This is a genomic window from Microcoleus sp. Pol12B3, assembly GCF_036701355.1.
In the GTDB taxonomy this organism is placed as follows: Bacteria; Cyanobacteriota; Cyanobacteriia; order Cyanobacteriales; family Microcoleaceae; genus Microcoleus.
This window is the reverse complement of record NZ_JAUBQS010000003.1, coordinates 134,061-153,290: the sequence shown is the minus strand read 5'-3', so window position 1 is coordinate 153,290 and position 19,230 is coordinate 134,061. Positions and strand designations below refer to the sequence as shown.

The window sequence follows — 19,230 nt, the reverse complement described above, 5'->3', positions numbered from 1 at the left end:
GCGCGCAACAAAAGACCTCGGCGTGGCGGTGAGCGTTTCAAGCTTTTTTGTCAACCCCAGATTTCTGACAGGCTTTTTGACCGAAAGCATCCAGGATACAAGCCCCGGATTCATCCGTGGAGAAATAAAAAATCTGTATCCGATGAAAATTGCTTCCCGAATTTATCTGTGGGGTGAAGGCTTCAATCTAAAATCTAAAATCTAAAATCTAAAATCGATTGACCTCTGGCACAAGGGGCGTGTATCGGAAAAGGTCGATCGCTATTTTCTTCGATCGGGCAGCCGCCATTAATTCACTCGAATGACTGATAACTTTCAGTCATTTTTGACTGAAAAACTTTTCTTCATAATCTGACCCTAATTCTTAGGGTATCGACCCCCATCATCTAATCTTTTATTATCATATCTTTTTATTTCATTTTATGTACTTCGGGATTTACAGGAGGCGATAACTCTCCTAAATAATCAGCTTTAAATGCGATTATTTATGCTATGTTACAATAACTTAAATCTAATAATTATGTATGGGCAACAACTTTAATAGTCTGAATATTCCCTGGAATAAAGCAGTCATAATTTTGGATTAATTTATTTTTAATGCCATCGTTTTCTACCGTAATTCCTGGGTGGTGTCGAAGAGAAGCTGGGTTCTAATATTTTATCATTTAGATTACATAATTGGGAATGACTGCTTTCCTAATGAGTGTGATGTTGCATACACATTCTTGGAGAGAAAACCTAATTATGTAGAGTCCGGATTGCCCACCTTACCCCTTACTCATATAATTCTCGCGTCCAACCACTTGTTGCATAAGTTTTGATACAGTTGCCTTCTTGGTTTGTTAAAAGATGAGGTAAAAAACTCGATCGCTATTTAGTGTTCGGTGGGATTTGGGCAATTTAATCAATTGTAGATAAAATGACCGATCGCGCGTTAGCGGATCCCTCTTCGAGGCTCGAACTTTCGCCATAAAAATAGCCGACTTTGCCTTCGGGCTGTAAGCAGGTACAATTGCCAGTTATATTAACTGTATTGTCTCAAAGTAGAAATGATAAAGGTACGAGCATGGCATCCATCCGCGAGTTGCACCGACAACTGGTCAATAAAGAACGCTCTGCTGTGGAAATTACTCAAGAAGCATTAGACCGAATTACCCAGGTAGAGCCGAAGTTGAAAAGCTTTCTGTGCGTGACGGCAGACAGCGCATTGGCGCAGGCCCATAAAGTGGATGCCCAAATTGCAGCCGGAGAGCAAATTGGCCTATTGGCCGGCATCCCGATCGCCGTTAAAGATAATATGTGTACCGAGGGCGTTCCCACAACCTGCGCCTCTCGAATTTTGGAGAATTTTGTTCCTCCCTACGATGCCACTGTCGTCTCCAAACTCCAAGCAGCCGGTGCGGTGATTGTGGGTAAGGCGAATATGGACGAGTTTGCAATGGGGAGCTCGACAGAAACTTCTGCCTATCAAGTTACCGCGAATCCTTGGGACTTGGAGCGCGTGCCCGGAGGGTCTTCTGGCGGTTCTGCCGCAGCGGTAGCCGCCGAAGAATGTGTCGTGAGTTTGGGTTCGGATACAGGCGGCTCAATCCGCCAACCTGCTGCTTTTTGCGGTTTGGTGGGGCTGAAACCGACTTATGGATTGGTTTCTCGCTACGGTTTGGTCGCCTATGCTTCTTCTCTCGATCAAATCGGGCCCTTTGGCCGGACTGTTGAGGATGCGGCGATTTTGTTGGGGGGGATCGCGGGTTACGATCCGAGAGATTCCACGAGTCTGAATGTTCCAATTCCTGACTATGCCCAAGCTTTGAGACCCAGTTTGCGACCGAAGGGTCAGATTAGAATTGGTGTAATTAAAGAAACTTTTGGTGTAGGGCTGGACTCGGGGGTTAAAGAAGCGGTTACTAAGGCGATCGAACAATTTCAACAATTGGGAGCAGAAATTCAAGTAATTTCTTGTCCCCGGTTCCGCTACGGTTTGCCCACTTACTATATCATTGCTCCCTCGGAAGCTTCGGCGAATTTGGCGCGATATGATGGAGTCAAGTACGGTTTCCGGTCTCCAGACCCCGATAATCTTTTGGATATGTATGCCAAAACTCGCTCTCAAGGGTTCGGTGCAGAAGTTAAACGCCGGATTGCGATCGGCACTTACGTACTCTCGGCTGGATATTACGATGCCTATTATCTAAAAGCTCAAAAAGTTCGGACTTTGATTAAAGAAGACTTTGAAAAAGCTTTTTCTCAAGTTGATGTTTTAGTCTGTCCCACTGCTCCTACTACCGCATTTAAAGCAGGCGAAAAATTCAATGATCCCCTGAGTATGTATTTGTCAGATTTGATGACTATTCCCGTGAATCTTGCTGGTTTGCCAGCTTTGAGTTTGCCCTGCGGATTTGATGATAAAGGACTGCCCGTGGGTATACAACTGATTGGTAATGTTTTGCAAGAATCTCGCTTGTTTCAAGTGGCTCACGCTTACGAACAGTCTACGAATTGGCACTTACACCACCCGGAATTGGATTAATTTTTGAAAATCGGCGGAATGCTGCGGCGGAAGTTAGTAATCGATCTTGGCTAATTGTCTGAATTAATCATTTGCCATTAGCTTTTGAGCGATCTCTAATTTCCCGCGTGCTCTATCTATGAACAAGTTGCTAGTATTCCTTTTGTCTAAATCGCTAATAGCTTTTGGGATAGTTTTGGCCGTTGCTTATTCTGCTGCTTGTGTATTCCTATTTGTAGCACAAGGTAAGTTTATCTTTTTTCCCGCGCGGGCGATCGAAACTACGCCAGATGATTTTCAGTTGAAATATCAAGATGTTTGGCTGCCAATTTCAACTAAAACAGGCGCGGTGGACAGCGTGCACGGGTGGTGGATTCCTGCCTCGGGAAATCCCCCCAACCCCCCCTTAGCAAGGGGTGGAGCAAGAAAGGGGGAGTCATTTCTGGGTACCCCCCAAAGTGACAAACGGGCCATCGCTGCGGTTCCCGCCCTTAATAAGGGATTAGGGGGGGTAGTTTTGTACCTGCACGGCAATGCTTCAAATGTGGGAGCAAATGTCGAACACGCTTATCGATTTCATCGATTAGGTTTGTCGGTATTTGTGATGGATTATCGCGGTTATGGAAAAAGCCAGGGCGATTTTCCGAGTGAATCTCAGGTTTATGAGGATGCTCAACTTGCTTGGGATTATTTGGTGAAACAGCGGGGGATTAACCCGAATCAAATTTATCTCTACGGTCATTCTTTGGGAGGCGCGATCGCGATCGATCTAGCCGTGCGTCACCCGGAGGCGGCGGGGTTAATCGTAGAAGGCTCTTTTACTTCGACGCGGGCGATGGTTAATTTCCAAAAAGGGCTGTTTTGGATGTTTCCGATAGATTTGTTGCTGACACAGCGGTTTGATTCTCTTTCAAAAGTCGATCGCCTGCAAATGCCCGTGCTTTTTATTCACGGGACTGCTGACCATGTAGTTCCAGTCGAAATGAGCAAAAAAATGTTTGAGGCAGCACCTGAGCCCAAACAGTTGTACATAGTTCCTGATGGAGGTCACACTAATGTGGCACAGATGGGGGGCGCAGAATATCTGCAAATACTGAGCCAATTTTTAGGTTCTTCAAAGTAGATAAAAGCTATTGGCGGTAACAGGTTTAGTTTAATATCTGTACCGCCTGCTCGCACTTCTGACAGTACATATCTGAAGCGGAGCAATTAGGGCGATTATACCGTTTAGTAAAATCTTAATACATTCAGCCACCAGTCATTCAAAGCATAGCAGTAATTGCAGTAATTGTTCGTGCTTATCGCTTGTTCTTTCTTAACTTCGCAGCCTCGCCGAGATATTTTTCTGTTCGGCATCCGGGCCCCGCAGAGATTGGCATCTGTGAGATTAGCTTTGTTCAATCTCGCATCCCTCAAGTCGGCAGATCTAAGGTCTGCACCGCTGAGATTTGCACCGCTTAAATCGGCTTCTTGGAGGTCTGCACCGCTGAGATTTGCACCGCTTAAATCGGCAGTTCTCAGGTCTGTTCTACTTAGTTTAGCGGCGCTCAAATTACTGCATTTTAAATTAGCCAACTGGAGGGATGCGTCTCGCAGAAAACTCTCGCTGAGGTTGGCATTTTCTAAGTTGGCTCCCCTGATGTCTGCCCTGCTCAGGTCGGCTTTGCGGAGGTCGGCGTCAGCTAAAAAGGCGTTTCTCATGTTGGCGTTGTTTAAATTAGCTTCCATTAAGTCAGCCGCAGTCAAGTCGGCATCAACTAAGTCGGCCCTGCTGAGAGTGGCGCGGCTCAAGGAAGCGCCAAACAAATCTGCACGGCTCAAGGAAGCGCCAAATAAGTCGCATCCGGGACATCCTCTGGTTTCTAGCAGCCGCTTGACTAGAGACAGATTTTGAGCCTGTAAGGGAAGTGCGGCGCAAAATGGGAGTAGCATTATCGCTGCAGTCAGAATTTTCAGTTTGATTTTGGTCATAGTCTGGGTAAGTCCTGTAACTGCCTTTCATCACCGATTTGTCTGCTGGACTTACGTGCGGGGGACCAAAAACCCGGTTTCCTCGTTAATTCCTCGCTGTCAAACCCAATATTCTGAGCAGAAACTGGGTTGTTTGCGTAAGTCCTAGTCTAGTGGATGGACGCGGCTCGACGGCGTAAGGTTCGTAGGCGTAAGCCGGGGCGTAGCCATCGCGCTCACCGATATTACTTACGCGTTGGGGATGAAAGCCCGCACATCAAGGCTCCCTTGCAGCGAACGCCGATCGGCCGGAGGCGCTAAATGCCAGGGATTCTGGCGACGGCTGCGGCAAGTGACCGACTCCGACAGCAGATAAGTATTTGTAATCGATGCAGTTGGATTTTGCTGCCGAGGGCGATCGTTCTCCGTACAGGCGATAGGTAAATAAGCCAATTGGCTTAGACTCTTAAGACATATTGCTGATGCGCTGCCTTCTCTAAAAAAGATAGCATTTTTGTACGATCCCCGAAATAATACCGAGCCAGCAAGTATAAAAAAAGTACCAAATGTCTCGGCGGGTGGGAAAATAGGGTACAGCTAATACTTTCAGACGAGGAAAATAGATGTCCAACAGCATAGATCAACTTGCAGAAGGCGGCAGGGGGATCAAACTCATGTGGCAGATTGCAGACGAGCTCAGTTACACCCGGACTCTCGACAATCGAAATTGTTTGTCGCTGAGCAAAACTTACGAAGTAGAAGGTCGCAATCAATCCCAAAATATAAAAAAAGCTAGCGTTTTAGATGGGTTAATGAATTTATTAAATACCTGGGATTGGCAGACTGAAACAGAGCAGCAAGAAGAGCTGCATGAAACTTGTGTTCAACATATTAGCCTGCAAGTCAAAACAGATGTCAATGCTTTAACTCAAGTTTTGTTGTGGTTTGAACATGTTGAAAGATTTATCGCTCCCCAATGAAGTTTGGTGGAACTTACAGTTGGCGTTGGCTGAAGGTTTCACTAATGCAGTTCGCCACGCTCACAAAAATCTGCCAGCAGAAACTCCTGTTCAACTGGAAATTAGGGTGTTCAACGGACGGTGGGAACTCAAAGTTTGGGATTGTGGCCCGTGTTTTGATTTTGATGCTAAGCTGAAGGAAATTCTGGCAGCCGATAGAAATAACGGCTTGAATTTAGAGGTTTGGAACGATCCTTGCTTAATGCCTAGCAGACAGAAAACTTTGGAACTGTCTCTATTTCTGATTGCTGGGTAGCGTGGGAGTGATGGACAAGTAACAACTGGCACGGTAAAAAATGTGTTATGGTAAAAACGGTGTTAGGGGAAAAGTTACGGGTTTTGTCTCCGCGTGGGTAAGGGGGTTTTGAATACTGCCAACCTGCTGCGGATTGGGCTAAGAGCTATGGTCTTGGGTAATTCTATAGCGGTTTGATAGAAACGGGTGAATCTGTCTAATTAAATATTAAAAACTCAACATTAAAAGTTAAAAATTATTCACACTAATTTTTGATGTTTTAATTTACCATAGTATCTGGTCGCTCACCAATTACTAATGATTTCCAAAGAAACTTTATTTGTTCTGTCTCTATTTCCTTACTTGGGATTTCTCTGGTTTTTGACTCGATCGGGACAAACGCCCCGTTTAGCTCTGATGGGATTTTACGGCACTCTCGTTTTTGTAGCGGTGACGATTCCCGCCGCAATTTACGCAAAAGTTGCCTACAACGAGTCACTAGCAAATGTCGATTGGCTGCACGGTTCTGCGGAACTATTCTTAACACTTGCCAATATTTTATTAGTTTTAGGCTTTAGAGAAGCAGTGATTAAAGCCAAAGCATCCTCACAGAAGGGTGGCGAGGAGCCAGAGGGTCTTTTAGATGGGGGAGAATAGCCGAGTTCATCTCAGTTTTGTATTTACTCTCCGCATAAATGCTCCAGAATAGCCGTAGTTAACAGTTAATTAACTGTTGACATACCAGTTTGTGAGCCGCCAACCGGCAAAATTTTAGGAAAGCATTAGAATATATGGAAACTCACATCAAGCACTTCTAGTGTCCTCACCTTGGTTTCTTGCCACGAGCTCAACTTGAGAGCGGAGATTTTGGGTTAAGAAAGCAAGTTTCTCAGGTATTATCGAGAATGGTGCTCTGGGCGTGAGTGGAAACAGACTACCATGTTGCTAAGTTTAGCTGTGGTGGGAATCTCCAGGCCGGAAAAAAGATGAGCTATTGCCTCAATCCCCATTGCCAAAAGCCGCAGAATGCTGACTCAACCAATTTTTGTCTGGCGTGCGGCTCTAAATTGCTACTGAAAGAGCGTTACCGCGCCATTCAACCTATCGGTGAAGGAACATTTGGCAGAACTTTTTTAGCTGTCGATGAAGATAGGTTGAAAACTCCCTGCGCCATCAAACAATTTTTCCCCCAAGTTCAAGAAAAAGCTGAATTAGAAAAGGCAACTGCACTGTTTAAACAAGAAGCTCACCGATTGCACGAACTCGGAGAGCACCCGCAGATTCCAAGTTTGCTGGCTTCTTTTGAACAAGCAAAACGTCTGTATCTTGTGGAAGAGTTAATCGAGGGAAATAATTTGTTTCAGGAGTTGCAGCAGCAGGGAGCTTTTAGTGAGGAACAGATTTGGGAATTGTTGATCAATTTGTTGCCTGTTTTGCAATTTGTTCACGAGCAGCAGGTGATTCATCGGGATATTAAGCCGGAAAATATTGTGCGGAGAACTCCACAAACCTTGTGGGCTGCGGCGGGATATAGCACCTCAATTCCTGGTAAAGGAAAAGCAGGGGCAAATTTACCTCAATCTTCTGCTGGTATGAAAGGGCTAATTGTCGCTGAATCTCCTGCTGTACAGGGGAAGCCCAGAGGCGGTCAGTTTGTGCTAGTAGATTTTGGAGTTGCTAAGCACATTACCGGCCTTTCTGAGGCGCAAACTGGGACGATAACTGGAACTGCTGGCTATGCGCCCATCGAACAAATTCGCAGCGGCAAGGCGTATCCGGCGAGCGACCTTTACAGTTTGGGCGTTACCTGCATTCACCTGCTAACTGGGGCGGTATTGAAGGATTTGTTCGATGCTTTGGAATGCAAATGGATTTGGCGATCGCACTTGGCGCAAAAAGGCATAAAAGTCAGCCAAAAATTAGCAACTATTTTGAATAAATTACTCAAAGATTCGGTACGAGAGCGATATCAATCCGCTGCTGAAGTGTTGCAAGACTTGGTAAATATTGGGCAATATCCCCGCTCTCAAATTTCTTATAATTATCGAACCAAAATCGCTATTAATTCGCCAGTAACTAACTCGCAGCCAAATACAGCAACCGCCGTCTCTGCCGCGCCGCCCCAGAAGATTCATGTTGTACCATCCGCTGGCAATCCGAGATTATTGTCGTCTAATAACTGGCGGTGCGAACGCATTCTCCAGGGTCATTCGGCCCCGGTTAATGCTGTGGTTATTAATCCTCAAGGTAATATTCTCGCTAGCGCCAGCGACGATAAAACAATTAAGCTGTGGAACCTGCAAACAGGTGAATTCATCCATACTTTTTTCGGACATTCCGCAACGGTTGATGCTGTGGCAATTAGCCCAGACGGGAGAATGCTGGTTAGCGGCAGTTTTGACAGAAAAGTTATTGAGTGGAAGCTGGATAAAAAGGCGATGATTCGCGAATTTTACAGCGATTTTGGGTCGCCGTACAGTCATCGTTACGGCTCCGTGTACTCGGTGGCTTTTAGTTGCGACTCTGGAGCGATTGCTAGTGCTAGCGGCGACCAGAGTATTAAATTGTGGAACCAGCGCAACGGAGAATTGGTTCAAAAACTTTCGGGACATTCTGACAAGGTTTTATCTGTTAGTTTTCGTCCTCAAAGTATGATGCTTGCCAGCGGCAGTGCTGACACAACTATCAAGATGTGGCTTGTAGGTATTGGGGAGAGTGTACGGACTTTTGTCGGTCATTCAGATTGGGTTTATGCGATCGCATTTAGTCAAGACGGCAAAATGATTGTCAGTGGAAGTGCCGACGCTACTGTTAAATTGTGGAATGCCGATACAGGGGAATTGATTAATACTTTGAGGGGGCATTCTGATGCGGTGATTTCGGTGGCGATTAGTCCGGATCGCGAAACTATGGCTAGCGGCAGTCGAGACGGTACGGTTAAACTCTGGAACCTGGAAACAGGAGAATGTTTGTGCAGTCTGGCTGGGTGCAATCCGGTGGCTTTTAGTCCTGAGGGTCAAACTTTAGTCACCGGTGGAGATGGCGGCGAAGTGTTAATTTGGCGCGCGTCTGTTTAGTTGGGCGAGATAAGTGACATACTTGTGAAGGCGATCGGTGTCAGTATCAAGTAAACGACTGGCCCAAGAATGTACATTAAGTTGCGATCGCATTTCTCGAAACACCGCAGCATCCCTGCGATTGTCTAGAGGAAAAACCCCAGCATCAAATCCAGCCGACTTGAGACGGCTAACAGTTCCCTCGCCATCTTGCACCCACAATTGAGGGTTAATGCGAAGGGGTTGACAGGAATATTCACCGACAACCATTCCCCCCACAGAAACGCTAGCACCTTCTCCACGATTGGAAAGTTCTTGCAAAATAGCTTTGAGGGAATTGAGTTTTTTGCCGTCTTGTATTTGCTGGGGTGTCAGCTTGACAATCACCATTTCTAAAACTTCGACAGGTTTTGTCGATCGTACAACGTTGACTGGTTCCGCCGCCCAAGAGTTGTTTATTTCCGATTCCGCCCTCTCTATTTCCTCTGTAATCTGTACTGTTTCAACCAGCTTGGCCGTGTCTACAATTATCTGAATTTCCTCCCCATCTTTCTCAATTTTTCCACTAATCTGTAAGATAGCATTCTCTACAATATAAGGCTTCACTTGTTCGTAAGCCTTGGGGAACACAACAGCTTTTATCTGATGTGTCAAATCTTCTAACTGCAAAATAGCCATCGCATCGCCTTTTTTGGTCACTACCATTTTGATAGCGCTGAGCATGACAATAACTGATACTTTCCCCTTTTTCTCTGCTAACTGTTCGAGAGTCACTACATCGGGGTCTGGGTTTACTTGCATGAGAAACTTTAGGGGATGTTCTGATACATAAAAGCCCAGCAATTCTTTTTCTAGACGCAATTTTTCCTGTTGGTCAAAATCTTTTACCACTTTAGATTTTGGCGCAGACTCATAGGTATTGACCGACTTCCCGAAGCTATTCGCACCTAACAAGTCAAAAAGATTACCTTGGCCGCTTTCTCGGTCTCTTTTGCGCTCTTGGGCCCATTTAATCACCCCTTCGAGGTCGTGTACTAATTGATTGCGGTTGTTTTCAATTTTATCAAAAGCACCGCATTGAATTAATGCTTCTAAAGCGCGGCGGTTGACAGAATGGAGATTTACGCGATCGCACAAATCAGCCAACGATTTAAACTTACCCCCTTCGTTCCTCGCTGCCAAAATATTTTCAATCGCCGCTTCTCCCACATTTTTAACAGCAGAAATTCCAAACAAAATTTTATCTTTTGCCGAGCCAGTCATCTGTTTGGGAAGCGGTGTAAAAGTAAGTTCCGAGCTATTAATATCGGGCGGCTCAACCTCAATACCCAGCTTGAGACAATTGGCAATATATTTCTGTACTTTATCCTGATCGCCCCTGTTAGCAGTCAGCAGTGCAGCCATGTATTCTAGAGGATAATTCGCCTTTAAATAGGCAGTTTGATACGTGATATAAGCATAGGCCATTGAATGGGATTTATTAAAGCAGTATTCCGCAAATTGCAGCATCTGCGCGAACAGTTTATCAGCAATTCTTTGACTGACTCCATTCTTAGTTGCGCCGTCGATAAAGGTTTCTTTTTGCTTCTGCATTTCATCAGCTTTCTTCTTGCCCATTGCACGCCGCAGCAAGTCAGCTTGCCCCAAAGAATAGCCCGCCAAATCTTGAGCCATCCGCATAATTTGCTCTTGAAAGCAAAGCGTCCCGTAAGTCTCTTTTAAAATCGGTTCTAATAGCGGATGATCGTACTCAACTGTTTTACCGTGCTTGCAGTCAATAAACTGAGGAATCAAACCTGCATCCAGCGGGCCAGGTCGGTAAAGTGCCAAAATAGAAGAAATATCATCCAGACAGGAAGGTTTGAGTTTTTTCACTACATCCAGCATTCCCGAGGATTCTAACTGAAAAATACCTTCTAAATCTCCTCTTTCTAAAAGTCTATAAGTTTTATCTACATCATTTGGTAGCTTTTTGATTCTGGCAAAAGCCTCTTGAGCTCTGCGTTCTATATCAGAAGGTAGCATTTCTGGATCGACAATTTGATTTTGGGTTTGCTTAATATAATCAACTGTTTTCTGGAGCGTTGTTAAATTTTTTAATCCCAAAAAGTCCATTTTCAGCAGCCCCAAAAATTCCAAATCTTCCATGAAATATTGGGTAATTACAGCACCCTCATTATTCTTTTGCAGCGGTACAATTTCATCCAACGGCTCTGAAGAAATTACTACACCTGCCGCGTGAACGCCATAGGTTTTGTTGGTTCCTTCAATGCGAATTGCCATGTCAATCCACTGACGAACTGGGACTTCTGTCCCTGTTTCTTCATTAATGCAAATAGTCTTTTCATAGTTTTCTTTGAATTCCTGTGCAGGTGTGTCATCGGAAATCATCACTTTAAGTTTTTCCGGTTTTCCCCGAGACACGGGAATTAATTTTGCCATTTCGTCTGCTTTTTTGTAGGGAATACCTAACACTCTGGCAACATCTTTCAAAACAGCTTTTGATGTCATTCTGTTGAAAGTAATAATTTGCGCTACGCGATCGCTACCATATTTTTCAGTAACGTATTTAATCATGTCATCTCGCCTTTCTATGCAGAAATCGCTATCAATATCTGGCATAGATTTGCGTTCGGGATTGAGAAATCGCTCGAATAGTAGTCCGTGGTGTACGGGGTCTATATTGGTAATTTTGAGGACGTAAGCAACTAGAGAACCTGCTGCAGAACCGCGTCCTGGACCTACGGGAATATTGTTATCTCTAGCATATTTTATGTAGTCCCAAACTACTAAAAAGTATTCTGAAAAGCCCATCTGCTGAAGCATTTTCAGCTCGTATTCTAGCCTTTGTTTGTAGACGGGAGGGATTTCATTTCTGGTGCGGGCTTTGAGGCGTTCTAAGAGTCCCAGCCATGATATTTCTTCTACATAAGTATCGGCTGTATGTTCTGGAGGAATTGGGATTGTGGGAATCCGAGCTTCTCCTGTCAGCTCGTATCTCGATACTTTATTTGCTACTTCTAAAGTGGTGTCGATCGCCTCTTTGATTGTTTCATCATCCAAATGGTCTCGAAACAGTTGCGCCATCTCGTCTGCGGACTTAAGATATTCAGTACCGCTGTAGCGCATCCGCTTGTCTTCTTCAATCAGTTTGTTGGTGTTAATACACAGCAAAGCATCGTGTGCTTCTACGTCGTTGCAGGAAATATAGTGAGAATCATTGGTGGCAATTATTTTAATCTTGAGTTCGCGGGCAATTTTGACGATTTCAACATTAACAATCCGGTCTTCCGGGGAACCGTGGTCTTGAATTTCTATATAGTAATCTTCCCCAAATACTTCTTTATACCAACTGGCTACTTCACGGGCAACATCTAGCTTGTTTTGGAGAATCATTTGGGGAACTTCGCCGCCCAAACAAGCACTGGTGACAATTAAACCTTCGGAGTATTGTTTGAGCAGTTCCTTGTTGATGCAAGGTCTGGCAAAAATACCTCTTTCAGGCATTCCCTTTAAGTGGGAAATTGTGGTTAGTTTGACGAGGTTTTTATAACCTTGGGTATTTTTAGCTAAAACAACTTGATGGTATTTTCTTCTACCTCGAACTTTTACTTCAATGTCGCCGTTGACGACATACATTTCGTTGCCAATAATCGGCTTGATATTTTTATTTCGGCAAACTTTGATTAGTTCGATCGCGCCGTACATCACCCCGTGGTCTGTAAGGGCGATCGCGGGCATCCCCAATTCCACCGCCCGTTCTGCGAGCTGCTGTAGCTGAGAAGCCCCATCTAGCAAGCTATAATCGCTGTGAATGTGCAAACCAACGAAGGACATAGGGATTTTAGATTTTAGATTTTAGATTTTAGATTCTACACTATCTGCGTGTCAAAGGGTAAAATAAAAAAACAATGTTTTATGTTACTTTTGAGATAATTTTGGTAGGGGATACGATGGTGCAGCACATCAGTTCGCCTCCGCCCTATTTCTTAACAATTATCAATTGTTGAGTTAAGAGTTCAAATTTATGCGTTAAAATATTGACTGCTAGAGTTAAGCATTTTCTATTATTTTTTCAGTAAAAAGCCAGGTAATTAAATGCTGCACAATTATAAATTAGCTCTAGAAGAAATTCCGCCACTTGCTCAAACTATTAGCGATCATTTTAGCAGTTTGCCTCAAGTTGTAGCGGTGGTTTTAGCAGGTTCTCGCACAACTATAGTTACGGATGAGTCGTCGGATTTTGATTTTTACGTGTATGTTGAAGAGGATATTCCTGTTGACATACGGGAGGCGATAGCGAGACAATTTTCCGATCGCATGGCAATCAACAATCAATTTTGGGAACCCGGGGACGAGTGGATAGATATTAAAACTGGCTGCGGTATAGATATTATGTACCGCAAGCCCGAATGGATCGAAGAAGAGCTCGATCGCGTCCTGGTCAAACATCAAGCATCAGTAGGTTATTCAACCTGTTTTTGGTGGAACGTTCTCACCTCAGTATCATTGTATGACAAAGACGGTTGGTTTCAGCAATTGCAAGCCAATGTCGATCGACCTTATCCAGAACAACTCCGTCAAGCCATAATTGCCAAAAATTATCCGATTTTGCGCCACCAGATTTTTTCATTTCACCACCAGTTAGAATCCGCTGTTTTGCGCCGCGATTCAGTAAGTATTATCCATCGAACAGCAGCTTTTTTAGGCAGTTATTTTGATATGGTTTTTGCGGTTAATTCTATCCCTCATCCGGGCGAAAAGCGCCTGATAGAAAGGGCAACAGCTTTGTGTTCAAAGTTGCCGGAAGATTTGGAGAGCCAAATACACACTCTAACTCATTCTATTTCGTTACCTGCGGGCGATCGCCAAATTTTACCTTGTCTTGATGGACTGGTTGACAGTCTCGATCGCTTGTTGATTGAGGCAGGTTTAATTGCTGCTAATTCTCTCGCTAAGTAGGTAAGTGCAAAAAAAACCAGAGTTCCATATCCTAGGGTTAGCAGTGTGTAACTCCCTAAAGAGCGATCGAACTTTTACAAATTTGCTTGTTGCAAATAACGCTCTAAGTCTTTAACTCGTTCTTGTGTCACCCTCGCTCTGCAATAACCGTAGGTAGAAGCAGCCAAAGTTCCACCTTCAAACTGTCCCATTTCATAATTGCAAGATTCATCTCTAAACTTGAGCCAAGTACGCTGTGCTACTATCAATCTTTGCTTTTGTTTGCTGTTGAGTTTCGGCTGAAGTTGCTGATATACTTGATTGAGTTTTCTGTCTGCGGCCTGAAACTCTTGACCGGAACACGTATTCTGCTCCTGTGTAGTTTGAGGACTTTTGCAGTTAGGCTGTTGGGCGAGTTGCAAGGAAGTGTTACTGGCTTTGCTGGGAAGCAAAAATCCGGCTGTTAACAACAGCGAACTCGCGGCTAATTTGATCCAAATAGTGATTTTTTTCAAAATAGTGATTTTTTTCAAAATATTTACCTCTTTTTCAATCTTTAATTTTTTCTGGTTGAACCGATCGCCAAATCCACCAAGCCGCCGCCCACAGAGTAAAATTGCCAATGAGAGTCATCGCCGCTTGCAGGGTAACGATCCATTCTAGGGCGGGAGAGTTGTCAAAATAGTGCCATGTACAGGCACACATAGCGCTGACGAGAGCGGGCAGCATTGCGGCGGAAAGGGCCCACCAGGCTCGGTTTTGAGTGACTTCGCCGTAAGTCCAAATTAACCAGATTGCGGCAATCCACTCGACGACGCTAGAGACGTGAATAATCCAGGTGGGAATTGACAAAGCGTGCATTTTTTGTATTGTGAACGAAGATGAAAGATTTATCGATCGGGACTTACGCAACTGTCATATAAAGAAAGTATGATGCGTCATACAATTTTAGATTAGCGATTTGAGATTTTATTAGATTTGCGATTTGAGCTGACTGATGACGTAAAGCCTTGAAGCTTGCTGACAGTAACATTTTTTTGTAGTAGGATCAAATCTAGAATCTCAAAAAAATCTAAAATCTAAAATAGTTAGATTCCCCATCACAAACAAATAAAAGAGTAGAAATGCGAGCAATTTTGTGCGGCTATTACGGTAAAGGCAACGGCGGCGACGAGGCGCTGTTGGCATCGCTACTGCAAATGTTACCAGATGGCGTGACGCCGATCGTCCTGTCTGGCAATCCTGTCGAGACAAATCAGCGGTACGGGGTAGCTGCGCGCGATCGCATGAATGCCTTTCAAGTTCTCGAAGCACTCCGCACCTCTGACGCGCTAATTTGGGGCGGCGGTAGTTTAATCCAAGACGCTACTAGCATTGCAAGCCCTTTCTATTATGGGGGTTTGATGGGATTAGCGCAGCGGATGGGCTTAAAAACTGTTGCTTGGGCCCAGGGAATTGGCCCTTTAAAGCGGGAAATGACTCGCAAGTTATCTCAGCGGTGTTTTGCTGGATGCACAGCCGTCAGCGTGCGGGATAAAGGTTCAGCTACTTTACTTGCAGATTGGCAAATTCCCTTTACTTTAGCGCCCGATCCTGTGTGGGCTTTGGAGAATTCTCCCGTGTCGGGTTTGTGGGATTTACCTGCGCCCAGAGTTGCTGTTTGTTTGCGTTCTCATTCTACACTAACTCCTGCCCGTTTGTCAATCTTAACTCAAGCTTTAGTTGACTTTCAAAAAGCAACTCGCACCTTAATTTTGCTGCTGCCTTTTCAAGCGTCTCACGACTTAGAGATTGCCCAACATTTGCACGAAGCGCTGCCCAAAAGGAGTCGCATCCTCAGTTTAGACGATCCGAGAAAATTGAAAGGAGTGTTCCGGGGAGTCGAAATGGCGATCGGGATGCGCTACCACAGTTTAATTATGGCAGCATCCGAAGAATGCCGCTGTTTTGCCCTCAGCTACGATCCCAAAGTCAGCCAGTTAATGGAAGAGCTAGAAATGCCAGGATACTTATTATCAGAATTGCCAGACGATCCTTATTTAATCAGCAAAACCTGGATAGAACACTATGCTAACGGCGACGCCTTATCGCCAGACAGGATAAAATTCATAGTAGAGCGATCGCTCTTTCATCGCGAAGTATTGCGAGCCGCGCTCCAGTAATCTCATTCAGAGGTGAAATAAAATGACAGTCAGTACAGCAGACTTAAAAATTACCTGGGAAAAATTGCCCGACGACTTCATTTTAGATGAGGAACCTGTGGAAAATATCGACCAGCCCTTGCTAGCTGCTGCCTTGCGCGAAATCCTAGAAATCGCAGGGCTAATTAACAGGAATATTAGTTGCCCCAAACATGGGAATTTGCGCTACATTAAACGGCAAGCTAGTTATCAAAGCTCCAGATTGGTTTTATACCCGCAACGTCCAGCCGCTTTCTAGTCAAGAAATTCGCCGTAGTTACACTCCCAACTTAGAAGGGGAAGTCCCGGCGATTGTTATGGAATTTTTATCAGCTAGTCCCAACGATGAATATTCTAGTAAACAAACTTATCCGCCGGGAAAATGGTTTTTTTACGAACAAGTATTGCGAGTTCCAATCTATGCACTTTTTGAGCCAGCCGCTGGAGTGTTAGAAGTATACCAGTTGGATTCATCAGGAAAATATGAAGTACAACCACCTGATTTAAACGGCCGTTATTGGATTCCAGGAGTTGGGTTATTTCTGGGGGTTTGGCAGGGAACAAAGGCCGAAAGAACGGGATATTGGTTGCGGTGGTGGGATGAGAGCGGAGAGATGTTATTGTGGGGAGCAGAAATGGTAGATAGGGAACGGCAGCGGGCCGATCGACTAGCTGCCCAATTAAGAGCAGCAGGCATTGAACCAGAAGCCTAATGCAATAATTAGAAATGAACAATCGTAAGTCTGGCATTTTTCATTTCTAATTCCTTAAAAAGTATTAGACAACCTCGCAAAAATCAATATTTATCTGCGTTAATCCACGTTAATCTGCCTTCATTAGCGGTTCAAAATTACATTCAGGAGATAGCAAAATTGGCAAGAGTAAGAGTGCGGGAACACGTCAATCCCCTATCAATTAGATATCAAGCATCTGCAAATCCCCCGGATTGGACTAAAATCTATGCCGACTTAAATTTACCGCTGCATTTAGATATCGGCTGCGGCAGAGGACGGTTTTTGTGGCACATGGCGCAAATCCAAACAGACTGGAATTTTTTAGGATTAGAAATTCGGGAACCTCTGGTAGAAGAGGCAAATCTTTGGCGGGACGAAAAAGGGTTGACAAATTTGCACTATTTGTTTTGCAATGCGAATAGTTCCTTGAAACCAATTTTAGAAACTTTACCCCCAGACACTTTGCAGCGAGTTAGCATTCAGTTTCCCGATCCGTGGTTCAAGAAAAAGCACCACAAACGGCGAGTGGTGCAGCAGGAATTAGTTAATGAATTGGCAACTTATCTGGCAATTGGCGGCGAAGTGTTTATTCAGTCAGATATTGAAGAAGTAGAAAGGGAAATGTGCGATCGCTTTTCATCTCACCCCAGTTTTAAACGTCAAAACGGCGACAACTGGCTAGCTGAAAATCCTCTACCTGTGGCTACTGAAAGAGAAATTGCTACTCTGAAACGGGGCGAACCAGTTTATCGAGCACTCTATCAAAAATAATGCTCGCTTTTGCAAACTCACCTTGGTAATAAATGTTATAACTTACATCTTGCACCTTGGTTAGGAACAGGCAAGATTCATGTTCCACAAAACTTAATTTTCTTGTGGAACGGGCATCTTGCCCGTTAATAAAAGAATTATTTCTAACTTAAACCCAAGACGGCAGCCACATCCGAATTTTCCATTCCATTTGCGACAAAGGCAGTCCCAAATAGATAGGCATCCAGAAAATAAAAGCACTCAAAACCAGAAAAATAATTGTTACCCCCATCCCTCGGAGTCGAGTTTTATGGCTGTGCAGCCACCTATCAACCCACCAAGCAAGTGCTAAGGCTGCAAACACAGAACAGCCCATATAATGGTACAAAAATATGCAGCGAGTGACCTTCACCCAAGGCAGCAAATTAGCGGCCCAATTAACTATTAAATATAACCCCAGCCACATTTCAGCAGTCGGCGGAAACAAAATCGGCCGCTGCTGTTCTATCGTGTCAACAGAAGCCTCGCTGCGCGTTTGCAGCCACACCAAAATCCGGTGAACTAAAACTCCTATTACTAGCAGTAAAGCTAAGGTTGACAGCCACCAAAGCAGTGGATTTCCCATTGCGTGAACGTCAAAAATTGCCTGAGTTGCACCTTCAGGTAAAGGCGGCAACTCCGGATCTGGTTGGCCATTGCTGCTAGCCGTTTTGTAGAAGTAAACTATGGGGCGCAGCATCAAAGGCCAACTGTACCACGTGGAACAGTAAGGATGCACGTCAGGTCCGCTTTTAATACGCTGGTGATAAGTTAAAATCTCCGTTTGCATCTGCCAGAAATTGGGAGTTGGATTAAAGTACAGGTGAGGAATCCAAGAGATGCTGTAAACTAGAATAGGAATAATAGCTAGACTCAAACAGAGTTCTATAAAATTGAGTTTAGTCAGTTTTTGTACTGGGCTTTCGGCAGGAATTAGAGGTGAATCTACCTCGCGGCTTTGTTCTTCATTTCCTCTGTTCCCCTGGATAAAACGAACTGCCCAAGCACAGATTAAAATTAGATAAGTACCGAAAAGAAACCATAATCCGTTCCATTTGATAGCAGCAGATGCGCCGAAACCTATTCCGGCGAGTACCAGCCAAAGCCAGCGCTTTTTGCCTTCGGCTTCTACGGATTTTAAAATAAATAACTGACCTAAAATTCCTAACAAAACTAGATAAATGTTGTTCAGCGCGTAGCGAGACTCAACTAAAAACAGACCGTCGCAGGCGATAAATAAAGCAGCAATAAAAGCAAAGGTGCGGCGCGGAACTAGCTGATAAGCCAGGGTTCCCACAACTAGCGGAATAAAGGAACCTGTGAGAGCATTAAGCCAGCGGTAATCCCAAGGAGAAAGCAGGGATCCGGCCATACTGTTGACGGCTGTTTTGCCGAAGGGAAGGTGAGTGCCGATCCAAATGCCGATCGCAATTATGTACTGGCTCAGAGGCGGGTGAGCATTGAAAAAGGGAGTTTTTGTGAGATAATCGTTGGCAAATTTAGCGTAGTAAACTTCGTCAAATACTAAAGTGTTAAATCGCTCTAGTTGCCAAAAGCGGAGAGTTAAGGATAAAAGGAAAACGCCGAGCATTCCCAGGGAAAAAATAACATTCGATTTGTTAATTTTTTTTTTGTTTATTTTCATAAAACAACAGCAAATAATAGATGCTAGATTTGAGGGCAATCGCTAATTTAAAATTCCTGAGTTGAGAGTAACGTAAAATAGGACTTGTGCAGAAACCGAATTTTTGGTAAGAAACAGGGTTTTTTGGAAACACCCGGTTTCTTAAAGCTGGCTTCTAATAATGCTTGGAGAGTGC

Annotated in this window: 15 protein-coding genes and 1 pseudogene; 10 read left to right on the top strand and 6 right to left on the bottom strand. The window is 44.4% G+C overall.

Annotated elements, in window-relative coordinates; genetic code table 11:
* Nucleotides 1–1,066: 1,066 nt before the first annotated feature.
* Nucleotides 1,067–2,527, top strand: coding sequence for an Asp-tRNA(Asn)/Glu-tRNA(Gln) amidotransferase subunit GatA (gatA, locus tag QUA53_RS02630; protein ID WP_333067011.1), 1,461 nt, complete (start codon nucleotides 1,067–1,069; stop codon nucleotides 2,525–2,527).
* Between the two features lie 118 nt (nucleotides 2,528–2,645).
* Nucleotides 2,646–3,629, top strand: a complete 984-nt coding sequence (locus QUA53_RS02625) for an alpha/beta fold hydrolase (protein ID WP_333094858.1) — start codon at nucleotides 2,646–2,648, stop codon at nucleotides 3,627–3,629.
* 104 nt (nucleotides 3,630–3,733) lie between these two features.
* Here QUA53_RS02625 and QUA53_RS02620 read toward each other — a convergent pair whose 3' ends face one another.
* Together QUA53_RS02620 and QUA53_RS02615 are read right to left on the bottom strand one after the other, a co-directional pair.
* Nucleotides 3,734–4,438, bottom strand: coding sequence for a pentapeptide repeat-containing protein (locus tag QUA53_RS02620; RefSeq protein ID WP_333248660.1), 705 nt, complete (start codon nucleotides 4,436–4,438; stop codon nucleotides 3,734–3,736).
* Between the two features lie 267 nt (nucleotides 4,439–4,705).
* A complete protein-coding gene (locus QUA53_RS02615) occupies nucleotides 4,706–4,909 on the bottom strand; it encodes a hypothetical protein (RefSeq protein WP_333094860.1) in 204 nt (67 codons plus the stop codon).
* A gap of 170 nt (nucleotides 4,910–5,079) precedes the next feature.
* Between QUA53_RS02615 and QUA53_RS02610 the strand changes: the two genes are divergently transcribed.
* The 4 genes from QUA53_RS02610 (at nucleotide 5,080) to QUA53_RS02595 (ending at nucleotide 8,787) form a co-directional block, all read left to right on the top strand.
* Entirely contained in the window at nucleotides 5,080–5,436 is a 357-nt protein-coding gene (locus QUA53_RS02610; RefSeq protein ID WP_333094861.1) for a hypothetical protein, read from the top strand.
* On the top strand, nucleotides 5,408–5,731 hold the full coding sequence (locus QUA53_RS02605) for an ATP-binding protein (RefSeq protein WP_333094862.1): 324 nt from the start codon (nucleotides 5,408–5,410) through the stop codon (nucleotides 5,729–5,731). Before QUA53_RS02610 ends, QUA53_RS02605 begins: the two co-directional genes overlap by 29 nt.
* A gap of 297 nt (nucleotides 5,732–6,028) precedes the next feature.
* A complete protein-coding gene (locus tag QUA53_RS02600; RefSeq protein WP_333094864.1) occupies nucleotides 6,029–6,367 on the top strand; it encodes a DUF3593 domain-containing protein in 339 nt (112 codons plus the stop codon).
* 329 nt (nucleotides 6,368–6,696) lie between these two features.
* Nucleotides 6,697–8,787, top strand: coding sequence for a serine/threonine-protein kinase (locus QUA53_RS02595; RefSeq protein ID WP_333094866.1), 2,091 nt, complete (start codon nucleotides 6,697–6,699; stop codon nucleotides 8,785–8,787).
* On the opposite strand, the gene QUA53_RS02590 is transcribed toward QUA53_RS02595, so the two are convergent.
* Nucleotides 8,764–12,603: a DNA polymerase III subunit alpha gene (locus QUA53_RS02590; RefSeq protein ID WP_333094868.1), complete on the bottom strand. Its 3,840-nt coding sequence runs from the start codon at nucleotides 12,601–12,603 to the stop codon at nucleotides 8,764–8,766. The genes QUA53_RS02595 and QUA53_RS02590 overlap by 24 nt on opposite strands.
* A gap of 261 nt (nucleotides 12,604–12,864) precedes the next feature.
* Here QUA53_RS02590 and QUA53_RS02585 point away from each other — a divergent pair, with 261 nt between their 5' ends.
* Nucleotides 12,865–13,728 (top strand): DUF4037 domain-containing protein, encoded by an 864-nt coding sequence (locus QUA53_RS02585; RefSeq protein WP_333094870.1) that lies wholly within the window; start codon nucleotides 12,865–12,867, stop codon nucleotides 13,726–13,728.
* A 74-nt stretch (nucleotides 13,729–13,802) separates the two neighbouring features.
* Here the strand turns inward: QUA53_RS02585 and QUA53_RS02580 are convergent, their stop codons facing one another.
* Together QUA53_RS02580 and QUA53_RS02575 are read right to left on the bottom strand one after the other, a co-directional pair.
* Nucleotides 13,803–14,222, bottom strand: a complete 420-nt coding sequence (locus QUA53_RS02580; RefSeq protein WP_333248657.1) for a lysozyme inhibitor LprI family protein — start codon at nucleotides 14,220–14,222, stop codon at nucleotides 13,803–13,805.
* A 34-nt stretch (nucleotides 14,223–14,256) separates the two neighbouring features.
* On the bottom strand, nucleotides 14,257–14,568 hold the full coding sequence (locus QUA53_RS02575; protein WP_333094872.1) for a DUF2499 domain-containing protein: 312 nt from the start codon (nucleotides 14,566–14,568) through the stop codon (nucleotides 14,257–14,259).
* 263 nt (nucleotides 14,569–14,831) lie between these two features.
* On the opposite strand from QUA53_RS02575, the gene csaB reads away from it, so the two are divergent.
* The 3 genes and pseudogenes from csaB (at nucleotide 14,832) to trmB (ending at nucleotide 17,392) form a co-directional block, all read left to right on the top strand.
* Nucleotides 14,832–15,869 (top strand): polysaccharide pyruvyl transferase CsaB, encoded by a 1,038-nt coding sequence (gene csaB, locus QUA53_RS02570; protein ID WP_333094874.1) that lies wholly within the window; start codon nucleotides 14,832–14,834, stop codon nucleotides 15,867–15,869.
* Nucleotides 15,870–15,891: 22 nt separating this feature from the next.
* Nucleotides 15,892–16,600: pseudogene (locus QUA53_RS02565) on the top strand (Uma2 family endonuclease).
* Nucleotides 16,601–16,759: 159 nt separating this feature from the next.
* Nucleotides 16,760–17,392, top strand: a complete 633-nt coding sequence (trmB, locus tag QUA53_RS02560) for a tRNA (guanosine(46)-N7)-methyltransferase TrmB (RefSeq protein ID WP_333094876.1) — start codon at nucleotides 16,760–16,762, stop codon at nucleotides 17,390–17,392.
* A 148-nt stretch (nucleotides 17,393–17,540) separates the two neighbouring features.
* Here trmB and QUA53_RS02555 read toward each other — a convergent pair whose 3' ends face one another.
* Nucleotides 17,541–19,055: a phospholipid carrier-dependent glycosyltransferase gene (locus QUA53_RS02555; RefSeq protein WP_333094878.1), complete on the bottom strand. Its 1,515-nt coding sequence runs from the start codon at nucleotides 19,053–19,055 to the stop codon at nucleotides 17,541–17,543.
* Nucleotides 19,056–19,230: the final 175 nt, after the last annotated feature.